At 72.7% G+C, this 18,707-nt stretch carries 19 protein-coding genes; 12 read left to right on the forward strand and 7 right to left on the reverse strand.

Annotation, left to right across the window (positions count from 1 at the left end):
* Positions 1 to 69 precede the first annotated feature (69 nt).
* A complete protein-coding gene (locus tag CG740_RS40845) occupies positions 70 to 525 on the forward strand; it encodes a hypothetical protein (RefSeq protein WP_234376193.1) in 456 nt (151 codons plus the stop codon).
* Entirely contained in the window at positions 522 to 1,103 is a 582-nt protein-coding gene (locus tag CG740_RS11410) for a DNA-3-methyladenine glycosylase I (protein ID WP_100574929.1), read from the forward strand. The genes CG740_RS40845 and CG740_RS11410 overlap by 4 nt, the downstream gene beginning before the upstream one ends.
* A 72-nt stretch (positions 1,104 to 1,175) precedes the next feature.
* Here the strand turns inward: CG740_RS11410 and CG740_RS11415 are convergent, their stop codons facing one another.
* Positions 1,176 to 1,976 carry an enoyl-CoA hydratase/isomerase family protein gene (locus tag CG740_RS11415; protein ID WP_100574930.1) on the reverse strand — a complete coding sequence of 267 codons (801 nt, stop codon included), beginning with the start codon at positions 1,974 to 1,976 and terminating at the stop codon, positions 1,176 to 1,178.
* A gap of 320 nt (positions 1,977 to 2,296) precedes the next feature.
* Between CG740_RS11415 and CG740_RS11420 the strand changes: the two genes are divergently transcribed.
* On the forward strand, positions 2,297 to 2,464 hold the full coding sequence (locus CG740_RS11420; protein ID WP_003966491.1) for a DUF3117 domain-containing protein: 168 nt from the start codon (positions 2,297 to 2,299) through the stop codon (positions 2,462 to 2,464).
* A gap of 101 nt (positions 2,465 to 2,565) precedes the next feature.
* Here CG740_RS11420 and CG740_RS11425 read toward each other — a convergent pair whose 3' ends face one another.
* The gene (locus tag CG740_RS11425; protein WP_100574931.1) at positions 2,566 to 3,231 is read right to left on the reverse strand and encodes an O-methyltransferase; all 666 of its coding nucleotides are present in this window, start codon (positions 3,229 to 3,231) and stop codon (positions 2,566 to 2,568) included.
* A gap of 163 nt (positions 3,232 to 3,394) precedes the next feature.
* On the opposite strand from CG740_RS11425, the gene sigE reads away from it, so the two are divergent.
* The 6 genes from sigE to CG740_RS11455 all read left to right on the forward strand — a co-directional run bounded on the left by sigE (position 3,395) and on the right by CG740_RS11455 (position 10,682).
* Positions 3,395 to 4,171, forward strand: coding sequence for an RNA polymerase sigma factor SigE (gene sigE, locus CG740_RS11430; protein WP_189761889.1), 777 nt, complete (start codon positions 3,395 to 3,397; stop codon positions 4,169 to 4,171).
* A complete protein-coding gene (locus CG740_RS11435) occupies positions 4,168 to 5,157 on the forward strand; it encodes an anti-sigma factor family protein (protein WP_100574933.1) in 990 nt (329 codons plus the stop codon). The genes sigE and CG740_RS11435 overlap by 4 nt, the downstream gene beginning before the upstream one ends.
* A gap of 90 nt (positions 5,158 to 5,247) precedes the next feature.
* A complete protein-coding gene (locus CG740_RS11440; RefSeq protein WP_100574934.1) occupies positions 5,248 to 7,110 on the forward strand; it encodes a trypsin-like peptidase domain-containing protein in 1,863 nt (620 codons plus the stop codon).
* A 242-nt stretch (positions 7,111 to 7,352) separates the two neighbouring features.
* Entirely contained in the window at positions 7,353 to 7,802 is a 450-nt protein-coding gene (locus tag CG740_RS11445) for a sec-independent translocase (RefSeq protein WP_100574935.1), read from the forward strand.
* Between the two features lie 152 nt (positions 7,803 to 7,954).
* Positions 7,955 to 8,638, forward strand: coding sequence for a hypothetical protein (locus CG740_RS11450; protein WP_100574936.1), 684 nt, complete (start codon positions 7,955 to 7,957; stop codon positions 8,636 to 8,638).
* Positions 8,639 to 8,918: 280 nt separating this feature from the next.
* Positions 8,919 to 10,682 carry an FAD-dependent monooxygenase gene (locus CG740_RS11455; RefSeq protein WP_100574937.1) on the forward strand — a complete coding sequence of 588 codons (1,764 nt, stop codon included), beginning with the start codon at positions 8,919 to 8,921 and terminating at the stop codon, positions 10,680 to 10,682.
* 102 nt (positions 10,683 to 10,784) lie between these two features.
* On the opposite strand, the gene CG740_RS11460 is transcribed toward CG740_RS11455, so the two are convergent.
* From CG740_RS11460 to CG740_RS11470, 3 genes are read right to left on the reverse strand one after another with little or no spacing between them, the layout of a single operon-like run.
* Positions 10,785 to 11,918, reverse strand: a complete 1,134-nt coding sequence (locus CG740_RS11460) for an Mrp/NBP35 family ATP-binding protein (protein ID WP_100574938.1) — start codon at positions 11,916 to 11,918, stop codon at positions 10,785 to 10,787.
* Between the two features lie 44 nt (positions 11,919 to 11,962).
* Positions 11,963 to 12,538, reverse strand: a complete 576-nt coding sequence (locus CG740_RS11465) for a DUF1003 domain-containing protein (protein ID WP_100574939.1) — start codon at positions 12,536 to 12,538, stop codon at positions 11,963 to 11,965.
* Complete coding sequence (locus CG740_RS11470; RefSeq protein WP_100574940.1) at positions 12,525 to 13,802, reverse strand: magnesium transporter MgtE N-terminal domain-containing protein; 1,278 nt, start codon at positions 13,800 to 13,802, stop codon at positions 12,525 to 12,527. The genes CG740_RS11465 and CG740_RS11470 overlap by 14 nt, the downstream gene beginning before the upstream one ends.
* A gap of 193 nt (positions 13,803 to 13,995) precedes the next feature.
* On the opposite strand from CG740_RS11470, the gene CG740_RS11475 reads away from it, so the two are divergent.
* Positions 13,996 to 14,748, forward strand: coding sequence for a hypothetical protein (locus tag CG740_RS11475; RefSeq protein ID WP_100574941.1), 753 nt, complete (start codon positions 13,996 to 13,998; stop codon positions 14,746 to 14,748).
* A gap of 24 nt (positions 14,749 to 14,772) precedes the next feature.
* On the opposite strand, the gene CG740_RS11480 is transcribed toward CG740_RS11475, so the two are convergent.
* The gene (locus CG740_RS11480) at positions 14,773 to 15,285 is read right to left on the reverse strand and encodes a hypothetical protein (RefSeq protein WP_100574942.1); all 513 of its coding nucleotides are present in this window, start codon (positions 15,283 to 15,285) and stop codon (positions 14,773 to 14,775) included.
* Positions 15,286 to 15,353: 68 nt separating this feature from the next.
* Between CG740_RS11480 and CG740_RS11485 the strand changes: the two genes are divergently transcribed.
* The gene (locus CG740_RS11485; RefSeq protein WP_100574943.1) at positions 15,354 to 16,256 is read left to right on the forward strand and encodes a DMT family transporter; all 903 of its coding nucleotides are present in this window, start codon (positions 15,354 to 15,356) and stop codon (positions 16,254 to 16,256) included.
* A 4-nt stretch (positions 16,257 to 16,260) separates the two neighbouring features.
* Here the strand turns inward: CG740_RS11485 and CG740_RS11490 are convergent, their stop codons facing one another.
* Complete coding sequence (locus tag CG740_RS11490) at positions 16,261 to 17,385, reverse strand: magnesium and cobalt transport protein CorA (protein ID WP_100574944.1); 1,125 nt, start codon at positions 17,383 to 17,385, stop codon at positions 16,261 to 16,263.
* A 482-nt stretch (positions 17,386 to 17,867) separates the two neighbouring features.
* Between CG740_RS11490 and CG740_RS11495 the strand changes: the two genes are divergently transcribed.
* The gene (locus tag CG740_RS11495; RefSeq protein ID WP_100574945.1) at positions 17,868 to 18,452 is read left to right on the forward strand and encodes a suppressor of fused domain protein; all 585 of its coding nucleotides are present in this window, start codon (positions 17,868 to 17,870) and stop codon (positions 18,450 to 18,452) included.
* The last annotated feature ends 255 nt before the right edge of the window (positions 18,453 to 18,707 follow it).

Below are 18,707 nucleotides of genomic sequence, written 5' to 3' on the forward strand. Positions count from 1 at the left end.
CGACCCTAACTGTCAGTGCCGCATGGCACGATCGGACCCGACAGTTTCCGGCGTCGGGAAGGCTCGCTCGTGTTCTGGTTCTTGCTGATCGCGATGGTCGTCGTGGTCACCGCGGTGACCCTCGCCGTGGTGGGCGGCGGCGGCGACGAGTCGGCGGTGCTGTCCGATGCCGAGCCGGAACACCTGGTGGACCCGCTGCCCGAGCACCGCCCGGTGGTCCGGGCCGACGTGGAGGCGCTGCGCATCCCGGTGGTCCTGCGGGGCTACCGGATGGCGGACGTGGACGACGTCCTGAGCCGGCTCGGCGCCGAACTCGCCGAGCGCGACGCACGGATCGCCGAGCTCCGGTCGGCGGCGCGCCCGGCGCTCCACGACCGGCAGACGGCGCAGCCCGGCCCGGCCGCCGCCGCGCGGCCCGGACCGGCCGCGCCCGAAGCCCGCGAGGACGTGCTCCCGGGCTCCGGCCAGGACCTGGTGACGCCCCCTCACCGGGCCGACCCGACCGACGAGGAGCCCCGGCGATGAGTGACGCGATCCCCGGGCCCGACGGGCGGCTCCGCTGCCCCTGGGGGCTCTCCACCGAGGACTACGTGGCCTACCACGACACCGAGTGGGGCCGCCCGGTCCACGGCGACGACGCGCTGTACGAACGGCTCTGCCTTGAGGCCTTCCAGTCCGGTCTCTCCTGGATCACGATCCTGCGCCGCCGCGACGGCTTCCGGCGGGCCTTCGCCGGATTCGAGATCGCGGCGGTGGCCGAGTTCACCGAGGCCGACAAGGAGCGCCTGCTCGGCGACGCGGGCATCATCCGCAACCGCCTCAAGATCGAGGCGACGGTCGCCAACGCGCAGGCCCTGGCCGCTTGGTCGCCCGGCGAGCTCGACGACCTCATCTGGTCGTACGCGCCGGACCCGGCCACCCGGCCGGCCCCCCGCACGCTCTCCGAGGTGCCGGCCGTCACCGACGAGTCGACGGCCCTGTCCAAGGCGCTCAAGAAGCGCGGCCTGCGCTTCATCGGGCCGACCACGGCGTACGCCCTGATGCAGGCCTGCGGCCTGGTCGACGACCACCTCGCGGACTGCGTGGCGCGGGGCGGCGCCTGAGCACCGCCCCGCTCCGGGGGGACGGGCTCGGCGTCCGTCCACCCGGGGCACCCCTACCTGCGGCAGCCCGGCTCAGCGCCCGACGTACTTCGGCTTCTCCTTGGCGAGGAACGCGGCCACCGCGATGGCGTGGTCCTCGGACGCGCCCGCCTTCGCCTGGAGTTCGTCCTCCTTCTCCAGCGTCTGGGCCAGCGTGTGCCCCGCGCCATAGGCCAGGGACGCCTTGAGGGCCCCGTACGCGACGGTCGGGCCCTCGGCGAGGGTCCGGGCCACCGCGAGCGCCGCCGAGGCCAGCTCGGCGGCCGGTACGACCTTGTTGACCAGGCCGATCTCATACGCCTCCGCGGCGGGGACGGAACGCGGGAACAGCAGCAGATCGGCGGCGCGGGACTGGCCGATCAGCCGGGGCAGCGTCCACGAGACGCCCGAGTCGGCGGTCAGGGCCACCCCGGCGAACGAGGTGTTGAACGCGGCCGTGTCCGCGACCACCCGGTAGTCCGCGGCCAGCGCGAAGCCGAGCCCGGCGCCCGCCGCCACGCCGTTGACCCCGGCCACCACGGGCTTGGGCATCTCGGTGAGCGCCGTCAGGATCGGGTTGTAGTGCTCGCGCACGGTGCTCATGGTCTGCCCGGTGCCCGCCTCGCGGTCCGCGGTGAGCGAGGCCACGTGCTCCTTGAGGTCCTGGCCGACGCAGAACGCCCGGCCGGTCGCGGTCAGCAGCACGGCCCGTACCGCGGTGTCCGAGGCGGCGGCCCGCACGGCCTCGCGCAGCGCGACCTTGGCCTCGGTGTTCATGGCGTTCATGGCCTCGGGCCGGTTGATCGTGATCGTCGCGAGCCCGTCGCTCACCTCGTACAGCACGGTGTCGGCCATGGTGGGATCCCCTCCGTCGCGGATGCTTCTCAGCTGTCGTATCCGCTCAGCATGGCGGAGATCACGAGCGCCGGGCATGTGACCTGCGTCTAACAATCCGGCTACCGTCGGGAACCGGCGGCGGCGAAGTATCGCAGGCGGATCGCCGAATTGAGTGGTTTTGATAGAGCGCGTTGCCCAAGCGATGCGGACCGATGTTGGTCATCGGGTCCTGCCATGCGGGATAATGACCTGGAAGCAATGTGTTCGATGCCGTGACGCGTGCCCAATCCCGGGGGCCGTCGGCTGACGATGAGCTGGTTTCAGGAAGGGGAACGAGCATGGCGGCCATGAAGCCGCGGACGGGCGACGGCCCGCTCGAGGTGACCAAGGAGGGGCGGGGCATTGTCATGCGCGTTCCGCTCGAAGGCGGCGGTCGGCTTGTCGTCGAGCTGACTCCGGACGAGGCCGACGCCCTCGGCGACGCCTTGAAGAAGGTCGTCGGCTGACTTAGCGGCACGACCCAGACTCTTCACCGCCCCGGTTCGGCACACACGAGAATGTGTGCCGAACCGGGGCGGTGTCGTATGCGGGGGCCGCGCCGGGCGGATCAGCCGCGGCGCACCGCGCAGAGCAGTCCGTCGCCGACCGGCAGCAGCGAGGCCAGCAGCTCGGTGCTCTCGCGCACCGCGCGCAGCAGTTCGCGCAGCCGCAGCACCTCGGCCGGCTGGGCCGCCGAATCCACGGTGCGGCCGTCGGCGAAGACGCCCTCGAAGCAGACGATTCCGCCGGGCCGCAGCAGGCGCAACGATTCAGCGAGCACATCGAGCGACTCCAACGGGTCGCCGTCGCAGAACACCAGGTCGTACCCGCCGTCCGCGAGCCGGGGCAGCACGTCCAAGGCGCGCCCGGGAATGAACCGGGCCCGGTTGGCGGCGAAGCCCGCCGCGCGGAAGGCCTGCTTGGCGAACTGCTGGCGGTCCGGCTCCGGGTCGACGGTGGTCAGCACGCCGTCCGGCCGCAGCCCCTGGAGCAGATAGATGCCGGAGACGCCGGTGCCGGTGCCGATCTCCGCGACCGCCTTGGCGTCCGCCGTGGCAGCGAGCAGCCGCAGCGCGGCGCCTGTCCCCGGGGACACCGAACGCAGGCCCGCGTCCCGGGACCGGTCACGGGCCCAGTGCAGTGCGTCGTCCTCGGCGACAAAGGCGTCAGCGAACGCCCAGCTCGTCTGCCGGTTGGCGGTAATGGCCCTCTCCTGTCCCCTTGGTTGGCGCAACGGTGACTGTATCCGCTGGCGTCGGGAACTCGCAGATGGGACCGCGCGTTATGGGGGCAGGGGAACAGCGGGGGAGCGTATGGACGGGTTCAGGGGAGAGGACCGGAAGCCGGTCCCAAATGCACGTAAAGATTCTTATCCGGAGCTAACGGGCGAGGTGGCTATGGTAGGGGCTCCACTGGACACCACCAGAGCCGACAGGGGAGGTGCGGCTGCGCCTGTGGATCGGGGAGGAGTGCTGCGGCGCTTTCTCAGGTCGGCGGGTGAGCCGAAATCCGTGACCAACTTTGCTGACCGCTCCCGCGCTACCAGCTCCGCAACCACCGCGACGTTCGCCGACGCGGATTCCCAGGCGTGGACTCCCCCTACGTGGGAGGAGATCGTCAGCACGCACAGCGGTCGGGTCTACCGCCTCGCCTACCGTTTGACGGGAAACCAGCACGACGCCGAGGACCTGACGCAAGAGGTCTTCGTCCGTGTCTTCCGCTCCCTGTCGACGTACACACCGGGCACGTTCGAGGGCTGGCTGCACCGCATCACCACCAACCTCTTCCTGGACATGGTCCGCCGCCGTCAGCGCATCCGCTTCGACGCGCTCGGCGACGACGCGGCGGAGCGACTGCCCAGCCGCGAGCCCAACCCCCAACAGGCCTTCAACGACGCCCACTTCGACGCCGACGTCCAGCAGGCGCTCGACACCCTGGCGCCCGAGTTCCGTGCGGCCGTGGTCCTCTGTGACATCGAGGGTCTCTCCTACGAGGAGATCGCCGCCACCCTCGGGGTGAAGCTCGGTACCGTCCGCAGCCGGATCCACCGCGGGCGTTCCCATCTGCGCAAGGCCCTCCAGCACCGTTCGCCCGAAGCCCGCGCCGAGCAGCAGCGCGCCCTCGCGGGGGTGGCGCCGGGAGCTCTCGGGGTGGCCGGAGAGGGGATGGCGTGAGTGGTTCGAGTCCCACCCCGGCGGAACTGCATCTCGGGGACCGGCTCGCGGCCCTGGTCGACGGCGAGCTGAACCACGATGCCCGCGAGCGTGTCCTGTCCCATCTGGCGACCTGCGCCAAGTGCAAGGCGGAGGCCGACGCCCAGCGCAACGTGAAGAACGTCTTCGCCCAAGCGGCCCCGCCGCCGCCCTCCGAGGGCTTCCTGGCCAGGCTCCAGGGTCTGCCCGGCGGACCGGCCGGCACCGGAGGTGACGACGACGGCTCCGGGGGACCGTTCGGCGGGGGACGCCGAGCCGACGGGTTCTTCGCCGGATCCGGAGTGCTGAGCCCCCCGGCCGCCGACCCCGGGGACCCGCGCGTTCCCCGCCCGGGCGGTTTCGGCTACGTCCCGGTCGGCTCCCACGCGGCCGTGCTGCCCGACGCGCTGCGCGGCGGCTTCCGCATCCACGAAGTGGGCAGGTCCGAGCCGGACCGGCCGGGCTCGCCCTGGCGCGGCCGCAGGTTCGCGTTCGCCGCGGCGAGTGCCGTGTCCCTCGCGGCCATCGCGCTGGGCGGCACACTGCCGTTGAGCTCGACGTCCGGGGCCCGTGCCGCCGGGGCAGGCAGCAATGTCGTGCCCATGCGGTCCAACGGCCCTGCCCCGAGCGGGAGTTCGGCCGAGGACCGGCGCCGCGGTGGGGCGGCAAGCCTCCTCTCGGCGATGTCGGCCCAGTCCACGACGCCCACTGCGCCGGGCCCGCGCGTCCTGAACGCCCTGCCGGCGCAGAACGGTCCCGTGCAGCCCCTGGGCGGCGCATTCCCGGCGGCCCGGCTGAACGGCTCCGCGCTGCCGCCGCTGATACGGCCCGCGGTGGCGACGCTGCCGCTCACCACGACGGACCTGACGACCGGGGTGCTCGCCGCCGCGCCCTCCGCGACCCCCGCGCCGCCGCAGCAGCTCGCCGCGCCGATCGCCCCCGGGCTCCCGCTGGCCGCCCGGCGCTGACCGCGCTCTGCCGCCGCCCCGGGCAACCTGGTTGAATCCCGGGGAGGGGTGCTCGTCGGAGCACGCAGGGAAGCCAGTCGCGGGGAGAGCATGAACGAGCAGCCCACCGGGCCGAAGCCGAAGTGGTGGAGCCGTCCGCAGGCCGACCGCCCCCGCCCCACGGAACCCCCGGCCGACGCCTACGACTTGGCCCCGCCGGCCGGGACGCCCGTACTCGCGGACGCCGGCCACGCCGCGGACCCCGGCCACGCCGCAGCCGCCGCGTCCTCCGCGTCCCCCGAGCAGGAGCGTGCCGACGCCGCGGAACCCAGTGCTGACACACCGTCAGATGCTGCGCGCGACGCGGAGCCCATATCAGGCGGCCCGCCCCGAGAGCCCATGGCTCCGGCGACGCCGCCGAGCCTTCCCGCGGAGTCCGGGGCCACCCCGCCCGGGGCCGGCGATCACACACCGGCGCCCGACCCGGCCCCGGCGCCGAGCGCCCCCGAGCCGGAGGCTCCGCTGACCATCCCGGCCACCGGGCCCGCCGAGCCGGTCCAAGCCGAGGCACCCCCGGCCCCGCGCCAGCCCCTGCACGCTCCCGATCCGTACGGCACGCCGCCCTACGGCGGACCCGGGCCGTGGGCGCCCGCGCCGCCCGTGCAGCGGCCCGTACCGACACCGCCGGGCGGCACCGCGCTGCCGCCCCCGCCCCCGTACGCCGCCGGCCAGGCACCCGCATCCGAGGTCCCTTACGCCGCACCCGCCACCCACCCCGCACACCCCGCCCCGCAGTGGACGCAGTACGACCCCTGGAGCGCCCCGGGGGAGCCGTTCACCAAGGCGGGGGAGCCGGGGCCCAGGAGGCGGCGGCGCGGGGCGCTGCTTGCCGGGGCGGTGCTGCTCGCCCTGGTCGCCGGATGCATCGGCGGCGGTGTGGGCGCGTACGTCGAACGCAACGGCGGTATCACCAGCAGCGTCAAGCTGCCGCAGTCCGGCAAGGAGCCGCTGGGCAGGGCGCCGGACAGTGTCGCCGGGATCGCCGCGAGCGCGCTGCCGAGTGTGGTCACCATCCATGTCACCGGCGCCACCGAGTCCGGCACCGGCACCGGCTTCGTCCTCGACGACGCCGGGCACATCCTGACCAACAACCACGTGGTGAAGGCCGCGGGTGACTCCGGGAAGATCTCGGTGACCTTCAGCGGCGGCGAGAGCGTCGCCGCCACGGTGGTCGGCCGGGACACCGGTTACGACCTCGCGGTGGTCAAGGTCAGCGGCGTATCGGGGATGAAGCCGCTTGCGCTGGGCAACTCCGACAACGTCCTGGTCGGTGACCCGGTGGTGGCGATCGGCGCGCCCTTCGACCTCTCCAACACGGTCACGTCCGGCATCATCAGCGCCAAGGAGCGCCCGATCACCGCGGGCGGCGAGGACGGCGACGGCAGCGACGTCAGCTATGTCGACGCGCTCCAGACCGACGCCCCGATCAACCCGGGGAACTCCGGCGGCCCGCTCGTCGACTCCAAGGCCCGCGTGATCGGGATCAACAGCGCGATCCGATCGGCAGGGAGCGGCGGCGCGGAGGGCGGCGGCGGTCAGGCCGGCTCGATCGGGCTCGGCTTCGCCATACCGATCAACCAGGCCAAGCGGGTGGCCGAGGAGCTGATCAACACCGGTAGGGCCACGCATCCGGTGATCGGCGTCACGCTCGACATGAAGTTCACCGGCGACGGCGCCCGCGTGGCCGACAAGGCGCTCGACGGCAAACCGTCCGTCACCGCGGACGGCCCCGGGGCCAAGGCGGGCATCAGGCCGCAGGACGTGATCACCAAGGTGGACGGCCAGCGGGTGCACGGCGCCGAGGAGTTGATAGTGAAGGTCCGCGCGCACCGCCCCGGCGACCAGCTGCGTCTCGCCCTCACGCGGGACGGCAGGGAACAGGAACTCACGCTGACGCTCGGCTCCGCCTCCTGAGGCTCTTCTGGACGGAACGGGACGGGCCGGTCAGGACTCCCCGGGACGGGCCGGTGCGGAGCCACCCGGGACGGGCCCGTGCCGCGCCCGGCGTCCCACCGGCCCCGTGCCGATGCCCAAAGGTCACCCCGCGGGTACCGCGGCGACAGTTTCGCCGGGTACCGTGGAGCGGTCCATGACCGGACGCGGGGCTGAGAGACAAGCGCCGAGATCGCGCGCACTGAGAACACGAGGAGCAGCGGGTGTTCAACGACATCGGGCCCATGGAGCTGGTCACACTCGTGGTCCTCGCCGTGCTCATCTTCGGCCCGGACAAGCTTCCCAAGCTGATCCAGGACGTGTCGAACATCATCCGCAAGGTGCGCAGCTTCTCCGAGAGCGCCAAGCAGGACATCCGGGCCGAGCTGGGCCCCGAGTTCAAGGACTTCGAGTTCGAGGACCTGAACCCCAAGAACTTCGTCCGCAAGCAGCTGATGGACAACGACGACCTGGGCCTGAAGGAGATCCGCAACAGTTTCGACCTCCGCAAGGACATGGAAGAAGTCGCGGACGCGGTGCACGGCCGCGAATCGGCCCCCGCCACCACGGCCGCCAACGGCTCGGCGAACGGTTCGGGCACCCCCGACCTCCTGAAGAAGCGCGAGAAGCTGGAGCCGGGCGAGCGCCCGCCCTTCGACGCCGACGCCACCTGACAGGCGCCGATACCCGCTCGTACACGCCAATCCGACATGGGCTTTTCCGGCGAGCCCCGAAGAGATGGCTATCCTCCATCTGTCCGGATGCCAGGACGCCCGAGGGGGGCGGGCCGCTCCGGACGCAACTGATCTAGGAGGCGGCCGGGCAGATGGAGACGACAAGCCGGGTAGCGGGGCAGTCCCCTCAAGGGGGGCCCGAGGGTGCCGGGGCCACACCGGAGGGAGTGCCGGGCGCCCGGCGCACGGTCGACGGCTATCTGCGCGCGCCCTTCCCCTGGTACGGACTCGACGAGGCGTTCACCGGGCCGCGCTGGCTGATGCAGGTGGCGCTCGCCGCCGACGACACGGTCCAGCACGGCTCGGTCGGCCACGGTGACGAGCCCTCGATACGGCCCGAAGCGCCGGGCGGCACGGCCGAGCGCGAGCGCTTCGCGGTGGTCGTGAGCATCCCCGCCAACCCGGTGCGCCGCAGCGGCGACGGCACGGGCGTCCTGGAAGCCACCTCGGTCTCCTCGGCGGCCTGGCTGGCCGGCTCGGGGCTGCTCTCCTTCACCTGGCCGGCGCAGATGGACCACGTCCTGCGTGGCGAATGGCTGGACCAGCAGACCGAGACGGCCTGGGAGCTCGCCGACGATCTGGCCGGCCCCGACTGGTCGACGCTCTCGCTCCCGGTGGACGGCGAACCGACCGAGTTCCACTATCGCGAGTCCGAGTTCGGCTGGATCCTCGCGGGCTCGGCCCGGAGCGGGGTGCACCTGGGCGCGTACGGTCGCGGCCTGAGCGCCTACGGGCTCGGCTTCTCCGTGGTCAAGGACATCGCCTCGTACGAGTGAGTACGCGGTGAGCGGGCCGGGAGCGTGCCGTGAGCGCGCGGTGGGTCAACGGCGGTACCGGTAAGGGGCACCCCGCAATAGCGGGGTGCCCCTTACCGGTACCGCGCGCGCGTCCAGGGCGGATGCCGGCGCGCACCCGCCGGTGGGCCGCCGCGAGGCACGCTTCCGTTGCCTCGCCGCCCGGGTCGCGCAGGGTCACACTGGAAGGGGATCGGGGATCGGGGATCGGGGATCGGGGATCGGGGATCGGGGGCCGTGGGCCGAGGCATGGGAGGCACCCGTGGCGCACACCCGCAGCACCGACGTACTGATCGTGGGCGCCGGCCCCGTCGGCCTGAGTGCCGCCGCCGAGCTGGCCCGGCACGGAGTCCGCGTGCGGCTCGTCGAACGGCTGCCGGCCCGGCTGCTCTACGCGAAGGCGGTGGGCGTCCAGCCCCGCACCCTGGAGATCTGGGACCGGATGGGACTGGCCCGCAGGATCATGGAGGCGGCCGTGCCGCTCCACGGCCAGCTGACCTACGTCAATGGTGTCGAGCAGCCGCGGATGGAGCTGGAACTGCCGCCCGAGGTGCCGTACGGGTTCGCGGCACTGCCGCAGTACGAGACCGAGCGCCTCCTGGAGGAGTACCTCGCCGGTCTGGGCACGGCCATCGAGCGCGAGACGGAACTGCTGTCCTTCAGCCAGGACCCGGACGGGGTGACCGCCCTGCTGCGCACCGCCGCAGGGGGCGAGGAGGAGATCCGGGCCGGGTATCTGGTCGGCTGCGACGGCGCGCACAGCGCGGTCCGCAAGGGGCTCGGGCTCTCCTTCGAGGGAGGCGCCTTCCCCACCTCGTACATGCTGGCCGACGTGGAGGCGGACTGGGACCTGCCGGCCGGCTACAGCGTGCGGGCCAGCCACCGTGCGGCGGACGGCACGGTCGACGACCTGCTGGTCTGTGTGCCGCTGCCCGGGGTGCACCGGTACCGCCTGTCCATGCCGGCCGCGCCCGAGCTCCTCGCGGACGGCCCGGCCGCGGACGGCCCGGCCGCGGACGGCCCGGCCGCCGGGGCGCCCGCGGACGGCATCGCCCACGGCCTGGGCGGCGAGCGGCTCCCCGAGCTGTCCCAGATCCAGGCCGTCGTCGACCGGCTCGCGCCGAGGCCCTCCGTGCTCTCCCGGATGCGCTGGTCCTCGGTGTTCCGCATCAGCCACCGGATCGTCGACCGCTACGGCGAGGGCCGGGTCTTCGTCGCCGGGGACGCCGCGCACATCCATCCGCCCACCGGTGCCCAGGGCATGAACACCGGCATCCAGGACGCCTGCAACCTGGCCTGGAAGCTCGCCCTCGTCCTGCGGGGTTCGGCCGGGCCCGCCCTGCTCACCAGCTACGACGCCGAACGCCGCCCGGTGGGCGAGGAGGTGGTGGGGCGGACCGTGCGGCACGCCGCCCACGGCGTCCAGGCCGACCCGGACGACGGGCGGACGCTGATGCTGCGCGAGGCGCAGTTGCTGATCGGCTACCGTGACGGCCCGCTCGCCACGACCCCGTACGGTCCCGCCGACGCGCCCCAGCCGGGCGATCGCGCCCCGGACTGCGACGGCCTCGCCGCGCCGCTGCCCGCCTACCGGATGCGGCTGCTCGACGTGCTGCGCGGCCGCCCCGGGCACGCCGTGATCCTCTATCTGCCCGACCCCACCGATCCGGTCGCGGCCCAGGCCGCCGCCGAACTCGAAGGCGCCCGCGCACTCGGGGCGGGGGCACCCGGTCGAGCGCCGGGGCTGCGGACGGTGGCGGTGGCCGGCCAGGGGATCGAAGCCCTGGAGCCCGGCACTCCGACGGCCCGCTCCCCGCTGCCGAGCCCGGCCGACGTGTCGGCCGTCGTGGAGCTGCCGGTGCCCGGATACCTGGACACGGCAGGGGAGTTCGCGCGGCTCTACCGCCCCCAGGGCCCGACCGGTTTCATCGTCCGGCCCGACGGACAGCTCGGGGCCCGCTTCCCGCTCCACCGGACGAAGGAGGCGCTGGCCGAGTACTGCGCGGCACTGTCGGTCCCGGCGTAGCAGGGGAGCGTCGGTCCCGGCGTAGCCGTGGAGCGCCGCCGCGTGGGGCCGGAGCGTGCCGCGCGGGGGGCCGGGGCGCCGAGCGACGCCCCGGGCGCCCGGCTAGAACTTGTTGCGCGGGGTGATCCCGAGGGACATGCCCGACAGGCCGCGGGCACGGCCGCCGAGCTTGCCCGCGATGGCGCGCAGGGCGGCACCGGCCGGGGAGTCGGGGTTGGACAGGACGACGGGACGGCCGTCGTCGCCGCCCTCGCGCAGCCGGACGTCGATCGGAATGGAGCCGAGCACCGGCACGGTGGCACCGGTCGTCCTGGTCAGCCCGTCGGCGACCTTCTGGCCGCCCCCGGTGCCGAACACGTCGACCATCTCGTCGCAGTGCGGGCAGGGCAGGCCCGCCATGTTCTCGACGACGCCGACGATCTTCTGGTGGGTCTGCACGGCGATGGAACCGGCCCGCTCGGCCACCTCGGCGGCGGCCTGCTGCGGGGTGGTCACGACGAGGATCTCGGCGTTGGGCACCAGCTGGGCCACCGAGATCGCGATGTCACCGGTGCCCGGCGGCAGGTCGAGCAGGAGGACGTCCAGGTCGCCCCAGTACACGTCCGCGAGGAACTGCTGGAGCGCGCGGTGCAGCATCGGGCCGCGCCAGACGACCGGGGCGTTGCCCGGCGTGAACATGCCGATGGAGATGACCTTCACGCCGTGCGCCGACGGCGGCATGATCATGTTCTCGACCTGGGTGGGCCGGCCGTCGGCGCCCAGCATGCGCGGCACCGAGTGGCCGTAGATGTCGGCGTCCACGACGCCGACCTTCAGGCCGTCCGCCGCCATCGCGGCCGCCAGGTTGACCGTGACCGAGGACTTGCCGACGCCGCCCTTGCCGGAGGCGACCGCGTACACCCGGGTCAGCGAGCCGGGCTGGGCGAAGGGCACCTCGCGCTCGGCGGTGCCGCCGCGCAGCGCGGACGCGAGGTCCTTGCGCTGTTCGTCGCTCATCACGTCGAGCGTGACGTCGACACGGGTGACGCCCTCGACCCGCTCGACCGCCTCCGTGACGTTCTTCGTGATGGTCTCGCGCATCGGGCAGCCGGAGACGGTCAGATACACCGTGACGGCAACTGCCCCGTCCTCGCCGATCTGCACCGATTTGACCATGCCGAGCTCAGTGATCGGTCGGTGGATCTCGGGGTCGTTCACCGTCGCCAGTGCCTCAAGCACCGCGTCTTCCGTAGCCATACGGTCGATGGTACGGCGCTTACCGCACAGTACGGAAAGCCCTGTCAGCGGTCGCCTTCGTCACGTCCGTACGGCCGCTCCGGCGGGAATAGGTGCCGGCGCTCCTCCATCTCCTTGACCAGGTCCTGGAGTTCGGAGCGGATCCAGTCGCGCGTGGCCACCTCGCCGAGGCCCATCCGCAGGGCGGCGATCTCCCGGGTCAGGTACTCGGTGTCGGCGATGGACCGCTCGTTCTGCTTGCGGTCCTGCTCGTGGGTGACCCGGTCGCGGTCGTCCTGCCGGTTCTGCGCGAGCAGGATCAGCGGGGCCGCGTAGGAGGCCTGGAGCGAGAGGGCCAGCGTGAGGAAGATGAAGGGGTAGTTGTCGAAGCGCAGGCTGCTCGGCGCGAAGATGTTCCAGGCGACCCACAGGATGATGATCAGGGTCATCCAGACGATGAACCGCCCGGTGCCCAGGAACCGCGCGATCCGCTCGCTGAACCGCCCGAACGCCTCCGGGTCCCACTCCGGCAGCAGCCGTACGCGCCCCGAACGCGGCTGGTCGAGCCGGGCGCGGCCGCGGGCCACGGCGCTCGCCCCGCTCGCCCGGGTGCGCTCCTCCCCGCGGTCAGTGCTGCCCATCGGGCACCCCCTCAGGCCCGTGGAACTCCGTCTCGCGCCAGTCGTCCGGCAGCAGGTGGTCGAGCACGTCGTCGACGGTCACGGCGCCGAGCAGCGAGCCGCTCTCGTCCACCACGGGCGCGGCCACCATGTTGTACGCGGCGAGGAAGCTGGTCACCGAGGGCAGCGAGGCGTTCGGCGGCAGCGGCTTCAGATCGCTGTCCACCACCGAGCTGACCAGCGTGAACGGCGGCTCGCGCAGCAGCCGCTGGAAGTGGACCATGCCGAGGTACTTGCCGGTCGGCGTCTCGTCCGGCGGCCGGCAGACGTACACCTGCGCGGCGAGCGCGGGCGAGAGGTCCTGCTGGCGCACCCGGGCCAGCGCGTCCGCGACCGTCGCGTCGGGGCGCAGCACGATCGGCTCGGTCGTCATCAGGCCGCCCGCCGTGCGCTCCTCGTACGAGAGCAGCCGTCGCACGTCCGCCGCGTCGTCGGGCTGCATCAGGGTCAGGAGGCGCTCCTTGTCCTCCTCGGGCAGCTCGGAGAGCAGGTCGGCGGCGTCGTCCGGGTCCATCGCCTCCAGGACGTCGGCGGCCCGCTCGTCCTTCAGCTTGCCGAGGATCTCCACCTGGTCGTCGTCCGGCAGCTCCTCCAGGACGTCCGCGAGCCGGTCGTCGTCGAGGGCGGCGGCCACCTCGGCCCGGCGCTTGGGGGAGAGGTGGTGCATGACGTTGGCGAGGTCGGCGGGGCGCAGCTGCTCGAAGGTGGCGACCAGGTTCTCGGCGCCCTGCCCGTGCTCCTCCAGGGAGAATCCGGTGACGGCCGACCACTCGACGGTCAGCGTCTCGCCCTTGCGGCGCAGCGCGCCCGACTTGCCGCGCCGGACGAAGACCTTGTCGATCTCCCAGTCGCGGCGGGCCGGAAGCTGCTGGATCGCCACGTCCAGGACGGTCACCTGCTCGCCGTTCTCGACCAGGGTGACCCGGCGGTCGAGCAGTTCACCGAGGACCAGGCGCTCGGTGGGCCGCTGCTCGAAGCGGCGCAGATTGACCACGCCGGTGGTGATGACCTGGCCCGATTCGACTCCGGTGACCCGGGTCATGGGCAGGAAGATGAGCCGCCGGCTCACGACTTCCACGACGATGCCGAGCAGCCGGGGAGGCCTGCGGCCGACCCGCAGCATCGCCACGAGGTCGCGCACCCGGCCGACCTGGTCGCCGTTGGGGTCGAAGACGGCTACGCCGGAGAGGTGCGATACGAAGACCCGGGGGGCGCCTGCCGCCATACGAGCGCCTCCTTACTGTTCAGGGTTGCTCCGCACCACCGCGATCGCTGCGGGACAAGGGCTTCAGGCTAGCCGGTGGCGGCGGGGTACGCCCTTGCGGGTCGTCCGTCCGGAGCTCTGCCGAGCAGCGTATGCACTGCGGGTAGGGTGCGGTCTGCCGACCCCCTACATCCATGTGAGAGGCAGTGCGCAGGTGACCTCATCCCCCTTGTCCGTACGGGTGCGGGGCCGGGCCCGCCGGGCCGCACTGCCCGTCGCGCTGTGCGCGGGCCTCGCCGCGGCGCTCACCGCCTGCGGCTCGGACCCCGACGAGGGGACCAACGGCGTCGGCAAGCTGTCCGCCCCCGAGATCGAGAGCAAGGCGCGCACGGCCGCGGACGGGGCGGACGCGGTGCGTCTGTCGGGAACCCTGGTCAGCAAGGGCGGCTCGTACAAGATCGACATGAAGCTGAAGGGCAGCGGCGGGTCGGGCACGGTCACCTCGCAGAAGAGCACGTTCGGGCTGCTGCGGGTGGGCGACGACCTGTTCCTCAAGGCGGGCGCCGGTTTCTGGTCGCGCAGCGAGTCGGGCGGCGCGGCCCAGGCCGCGGGCAAGCTCGACGACAAGTACGTCAAGGTGCCGTCGGGCGACCCCGCCTACCAGCAACTGCGCGGCTTCACCGACAAGTCGGTCCTGCTCAAGGGGATGCTGGGGCTCCAGGGCACCCTGTCGAAGGGAGACCGCTCGGAGGTCGGCAAGGTCCGTACGGTCCGGATCGAGGCGGGCAAGGACGGCGAGGGCGGCACCCTCGACGTCTCCCTCCAGGGCACGCCCTACCCGCTGCGCTTCGAGCGCGCGGGCGGCGCGGGAGTCCTCGAACTCGCCGACTGGAACCAGGACTTCACGCTCGCGCCGCCGTCGAAGGACGCGACAGTGGACTACGGCCACCAGCTTCCGACGACATGATCCGGACGGCCGCCGGGGGCGGGGTCAGCGCCGCTTGCGCTTGAGGAGCAATCGCGGCAGCGCCGCCGGTACCGGGTGCCGGGTGGTCGCCGATGTGGGCACGGGCGCGGCGGCCAGGGAGGAATCCGGGGCCGCTTCCAAGGACCCGAGCGGCTCCAGGCGCACCAGGCGGCACTCCGCGGCCCAGCGGGCCGGCATCGCCTCGCCGTCGTGGGCGTTCAGCCGCTTGCCCTTGAGTTCGGCCACGGCCGTGTCCCAGGCCTCGGAGCCCGCCGGGATCTCCGACACCGACGCCGTCCAGGCGACGAGCCGGCCGCCCTTGTCCTTGGAGCGGACCGTCACCGTCGCCGTACCGCCGTCGGCCAGGCCGTCGAGCGGCTGCTCGCCGGGACCGCCCCCGACGACATACGCGGCCCCGTCGAGCCAGGCGTGCCACAGGGCGCGCTCGGCGCTCCCCCCGGTGCCGCGCACCCAGATGAGCCCGGACTTCTTCGTGGCCTCCTCGACCAGGGCCTGGTCGAGCAACGTCTGCGTCATGGGACCACAGTAGAGGCCCCGGGGAATAGTCAGTTCCGTAATCCGGCCATGCCCCTTACGCTGCCGCCGTGACCACTGCCGCCACCCCCGCGCCGGCCGTCGCCGCCTTCCCGCGCGTCGACCTCGTCCTGCTCGGTGTCGCCCTCGCCAGCGTCTCGCTGTCCGCGCCGCTCATCGCGGCCACCGCCGCGCCCGCGCTCGCCGTCGCGTTCTGGCGCAACGCCCTCGCGGTCGGCGCGCTGACCCCGGTGGCCTGGTTCAAGTACCGTGCCCGGCTGCGCGCGCTGACCCGGCGCGAGGTGGGCCTCACGCTCGGCGCGGGCGCCCTGCTGGCGCTGCACTTCGGGCTGTGGCTGCCGAGCCTGAGCATGACGTCCGTGGCCTCGTCGACCGCGCTGTGCACCACCACCCCGATCTGGACCACCCTCGCGCTGCGGCTGCGCGGCCACCGCCCGCCGGCCCTGGTGTGGAGCGGCACCCTGGCCGCCTGCGTCGGGGTCCTGCTGCTCACCGGCGTCGACCTCAGCCTTTCCTCGCGCGCGCTCGCGGGCGACGCGCTGGCGCTCGGCGGCGGCATCGCGGCCGCCGGGTACGTGCTGCTCGGCGCCGAGGTCCGCAGAACGGTGGACACCGTCCCGTACACCTACCTCTGCTACGGCACGGCCGCCGCCGGGCTCCTGGCGGCCTCGCTCGTCAGCGGGGCCGACCTCACCTCGTACGACGCCGGGACGTGGGTGAAGCTCGCCGTGCTCACGCTCGCGGCGCAGCTGCTCGGCCACTCCCTCCTGAACCGGGTGGTGGCGAGCCTCGGGCCGTCCGTCACCTCGACGGCGATCCTGCTGGAGACACCCGGCGCCGCCCTCATCGCCGCGCTCTGGCTCGGCCAGCAGCCTCCGGCCCTCGCCTACCCGGCGCTCCTGGTGATCCTGGCCGGGCTTGCGCTGGTCGTCCGGGCGAACCGCGCCAACTGACCGGTCAGAGCCAGCCGTTGCGCTTGAGGGTGCGGTGGATGGCGAAGCAGGCCACGGCCACCAGACCCATCGAGATCGGGTAGCCGTACTTCCAGTGCAGCTCGGGCATGTGGTCGAAGTTCATGCCGTACACCCCGCACACCATCGTCGGTACGGCGATGATGGCCGCCCAGGACGTGATCTTGCGCATGTCCTCGTTCTGGGCGACGGAGGCCTGGGCGAGGTTGGCCTGGAGGATCGAGTTGAGCAGCTCGTCGAAGCCGACGACCTGCTCCTGGACGCGGGCGAGGTGGTCGGCCACGTCACGGAAGTACTTCTGGATGTCCGGGTCGACGAGCCGCATCGGACGCTCGCTGAGGAGCTGCATCGGGCGCAGCAGCGGGGAGACCGCGCGCTTGAACTCCAGTACCTCGCGCTTGAGTTGATAGATCCGGCCGGCGTCCACGCCGCGCGGGCTGCCCTTGGCCGGGGCCGAGAAGACCTCGATCTCGACCTCGTCGATGTCGTCCTGCACCGCGTCCACGACGGCGAGGTAGCCGTCGACCACCTGGTCGGCGATGGCGTGCAGCACGGCGGAGGGACCCTTGGCGAGCAGCTCCGGATCGTCCTGGAGGCGCTTGCGCAGCGCGCGCAGCGAGCCCTGGCCGCCGTGCCGGACGGTGATGACGAAGTCCGGCCCGGTGAAGCACATCACCTCGCCGGTCTCCACGACCTCGCTGGTCGCGGTGAGTTCGGCGTGCTCCACGTAGTGGATGGTCTTGAAGACGGTGAACAGGGTGTCGTCGTAGCGCTCCAGCTTCGGCCGCTGGTGGGCGTGGACCGCGTCCTCCACGGCGAGCGGGTGCAGCCCGAACTCGGCTGCGATACCGGCGAATTCGGCCTCGGTCGGCTCGTGCAGACCGATCCACGCGAAGCCGCCGTCCTCGCGGACCCGGCGCATCGCCTCGCGCGGGGTGAGGCAGGTGTTCTCCTCGACGGAGCGCAGCCGCCGCCCGTCGCGGTAGACCGCGCAGTCCACGACGGCGCTGCTCGCCGACGGGTCGCGGGTGGTGTCGTAGCCGTTGTACGGGGTGCTGTTCTTGCGCAGTGCGGGGCGGACCACGGCACGCAGGTCACGGATCATCGACATGGCAGGACTCCTTCACGGAGGGGCCGTCGGGGCGTGACGCTCTGGAACTGCCCGAATGGGGACGTACTGCAATGAAGGGGGTCAAGGGGTCGAATCGACCCCGAAAGGCATTCATCGCACACGTTCGCACAGCGGGCGGCACCACAGGGGCACGCGGGGACGGCGTTCGCTACTGAAACGGACAACGCAAGGCGAGATGCTCTTCCGTTGGCGAAACGCCATGAGGTTCAGGTGTTTCCGGGCACGAGGGCCGGGTATGCACGCTCTCGGATCGACGAGAGTTCAGATCACCGGGGACAACGCAGCCGTGCGGAAGAGCGGTTGGTACTGCCAGGCCGACTTCGATCCATCGCAGCCCCACCTCCTCCAGCCGGTCCCCCGTGGGGGACTTCCTGCTGTCCCGAACAGCGGCCAAGACTATCAGCCCACTGTTGCGTCAAGCCCCGTCTTTGCCGCTTGCATACGCCTTCTATGCTCGGCCCATGGTTGATGTTCTTGCTCTGGTCGAGGCCCGGCTGCGCACCGCGCTGGGCGAGCCGGACGCGCGCGCGGCGGTCACCTTTCTCGGTACGGACCGCATCGAGGTGCTGCGGTTCACCGAGGGCGACATCGTCCGGTACGCGACCCTCGGCATGTCCGCCCAGCCGATGGGCGATCCGACCTCCGCGCTCGCCGACCCGGTGAAGGGCCCGCGGGCCGAGCTGGTCCTGTCGGTACGGGCCGGGCTGGCCGACACCGACAAGGTGCTCCGCCCGCTCGCCGTGCTGGCCGCGTCCCCGCAGGTGGAGGGCCTCGTGGTGGCCCCGGGCGCCTCGCTCGACCTGGGCGAACCGCTGTGGCCCGGCGCCCCCTTCGCCTCCGTGCTGGTCGCCGAGCCGGGAGGCCTGGTCGAGGACCTGGAGCTCGACGCCCCGCTGGACCCGGTGCGCTTCCTGCCGCTGCTCCCGATGACCTCGAACGAGGCGGCGTGGAAGCGGGTTCGCGGCGCGGCGGAGCTGGAGGAGCGCTGGCTGACCCGGGGCACGGACCTGAGGGACCCCCTGCGCCAGTCCGTCCCCCTGACCTGACCCCCACCCCTGGGGCTCCGCCCCAGACCCCGTCCGCGCCTGAACGGCGCTCGTCCTCAATCGCCGGACGGGCTGAAGATGCCGATGCGGGCCAGCACCGGGACGGCCAGGGGCGCGGGGAACTGCGCGAGCAACCACGCACGGCCCGCACCCGAAGGCCGAGGCCCCGGGGCGGGCACCGCGCGGGCGGGGATGCCGGTGCCGGCCGGCGCCGATCCGCTTAGGGACGCGGGGAACTGCGCGACCAGCCACGCA

Origin of the sequence: Streptomyces sp. CB01201, assembly GCF_002803085.1 — a bacterium.
GTDB lineage: Bacteria > Actinomycetota > Actinomycetes > Streptomycetales > Streptomycetaceae > Streptomyces > Streptomyces hundungensis.

Coding starts and splice junctions, on each gene's coding strand:
- CG740_RS11450 (WP_100574936.1), top strand. CDS start 7,955: ATGGAGACGACAAGCCGGGTAGCGGGGCAGTCCCCTCAAGGGGGGCCC.
- CG740_RS11415 (WP_100574930.1), bottom strand. CDS start 1,976: ATGGCCGACACCGTGCTGTACGAGGTGAGCGACGGGCTCGCGACGATC.
- CG740_RS11490 (WP_100574944.1), bottom strand. CDS start 17,385: ATGTCGATGATCCGTGACCTGCGTGCCGTGGTCCGCCCCGCACTGCGC.
- sigE (WP_189761889.1), top strand. CDS start 3,395: ATGGTAGGGGCTCCACTGGACACCACCAGAGCCGACAGGGGAGGTGCG.
- CG740_RS11465 (WP_100574939.1), bottom strand. CDS start 12,538: ATGGGCAGCACTGACCGCGGGGAGGAGCGCACCCGGGCGAGCGGGGCG.
- CG740_RS11440 (WP_100574934.1), top strand. CDS start 5,248: ATGAACGAGCAGCCCACCGGGCCGAAGCCGAAGTGGTGGAGCCGTCCG.
- CG740_RS11460 (WP_100574938.1), bottom strand. CDS start 11,918: ATGGCTACGGAAGACGCGGTGCTTGAGGCACTGGCGACGGTGAACGAC.
- CG740_RS11420 (WP_003966491.1), top strand. CDS start 2,297: ATGGCGGCCATGAAGCCGCGGACGGGCGACGGCCCGCTCGAGGTGACC.
- CG740_RS11495 (WP_100574945.1), top strand. CDS start 17,868: ATGGTTGATGTTCTTGCTCTGGTCGAGGCCCGGCTGCGCACCGCGCTG.
- CG740_RS11410 (WP_100574929.1), top strand. CDS start 522: ATGAGTGACGCGATCCCCGGGCCCGACGGGCGGCTCCGCTGCCCCTGG.
- CG740_RS11470 (WP_100574940.1), bottom strand. CDS start 13,802: ATGGCGGCAGGCGCCCCCCGGGTCTTCGTATCGCACCTCTCCGGCGTA.
- CG740_RS11480 (WP_100574942.1), bottom strand. CDS start 15,285: ATGACGCAGACGTTGCTCGACCAGGCCCTGGTCGAGGAGGCCACGAAG.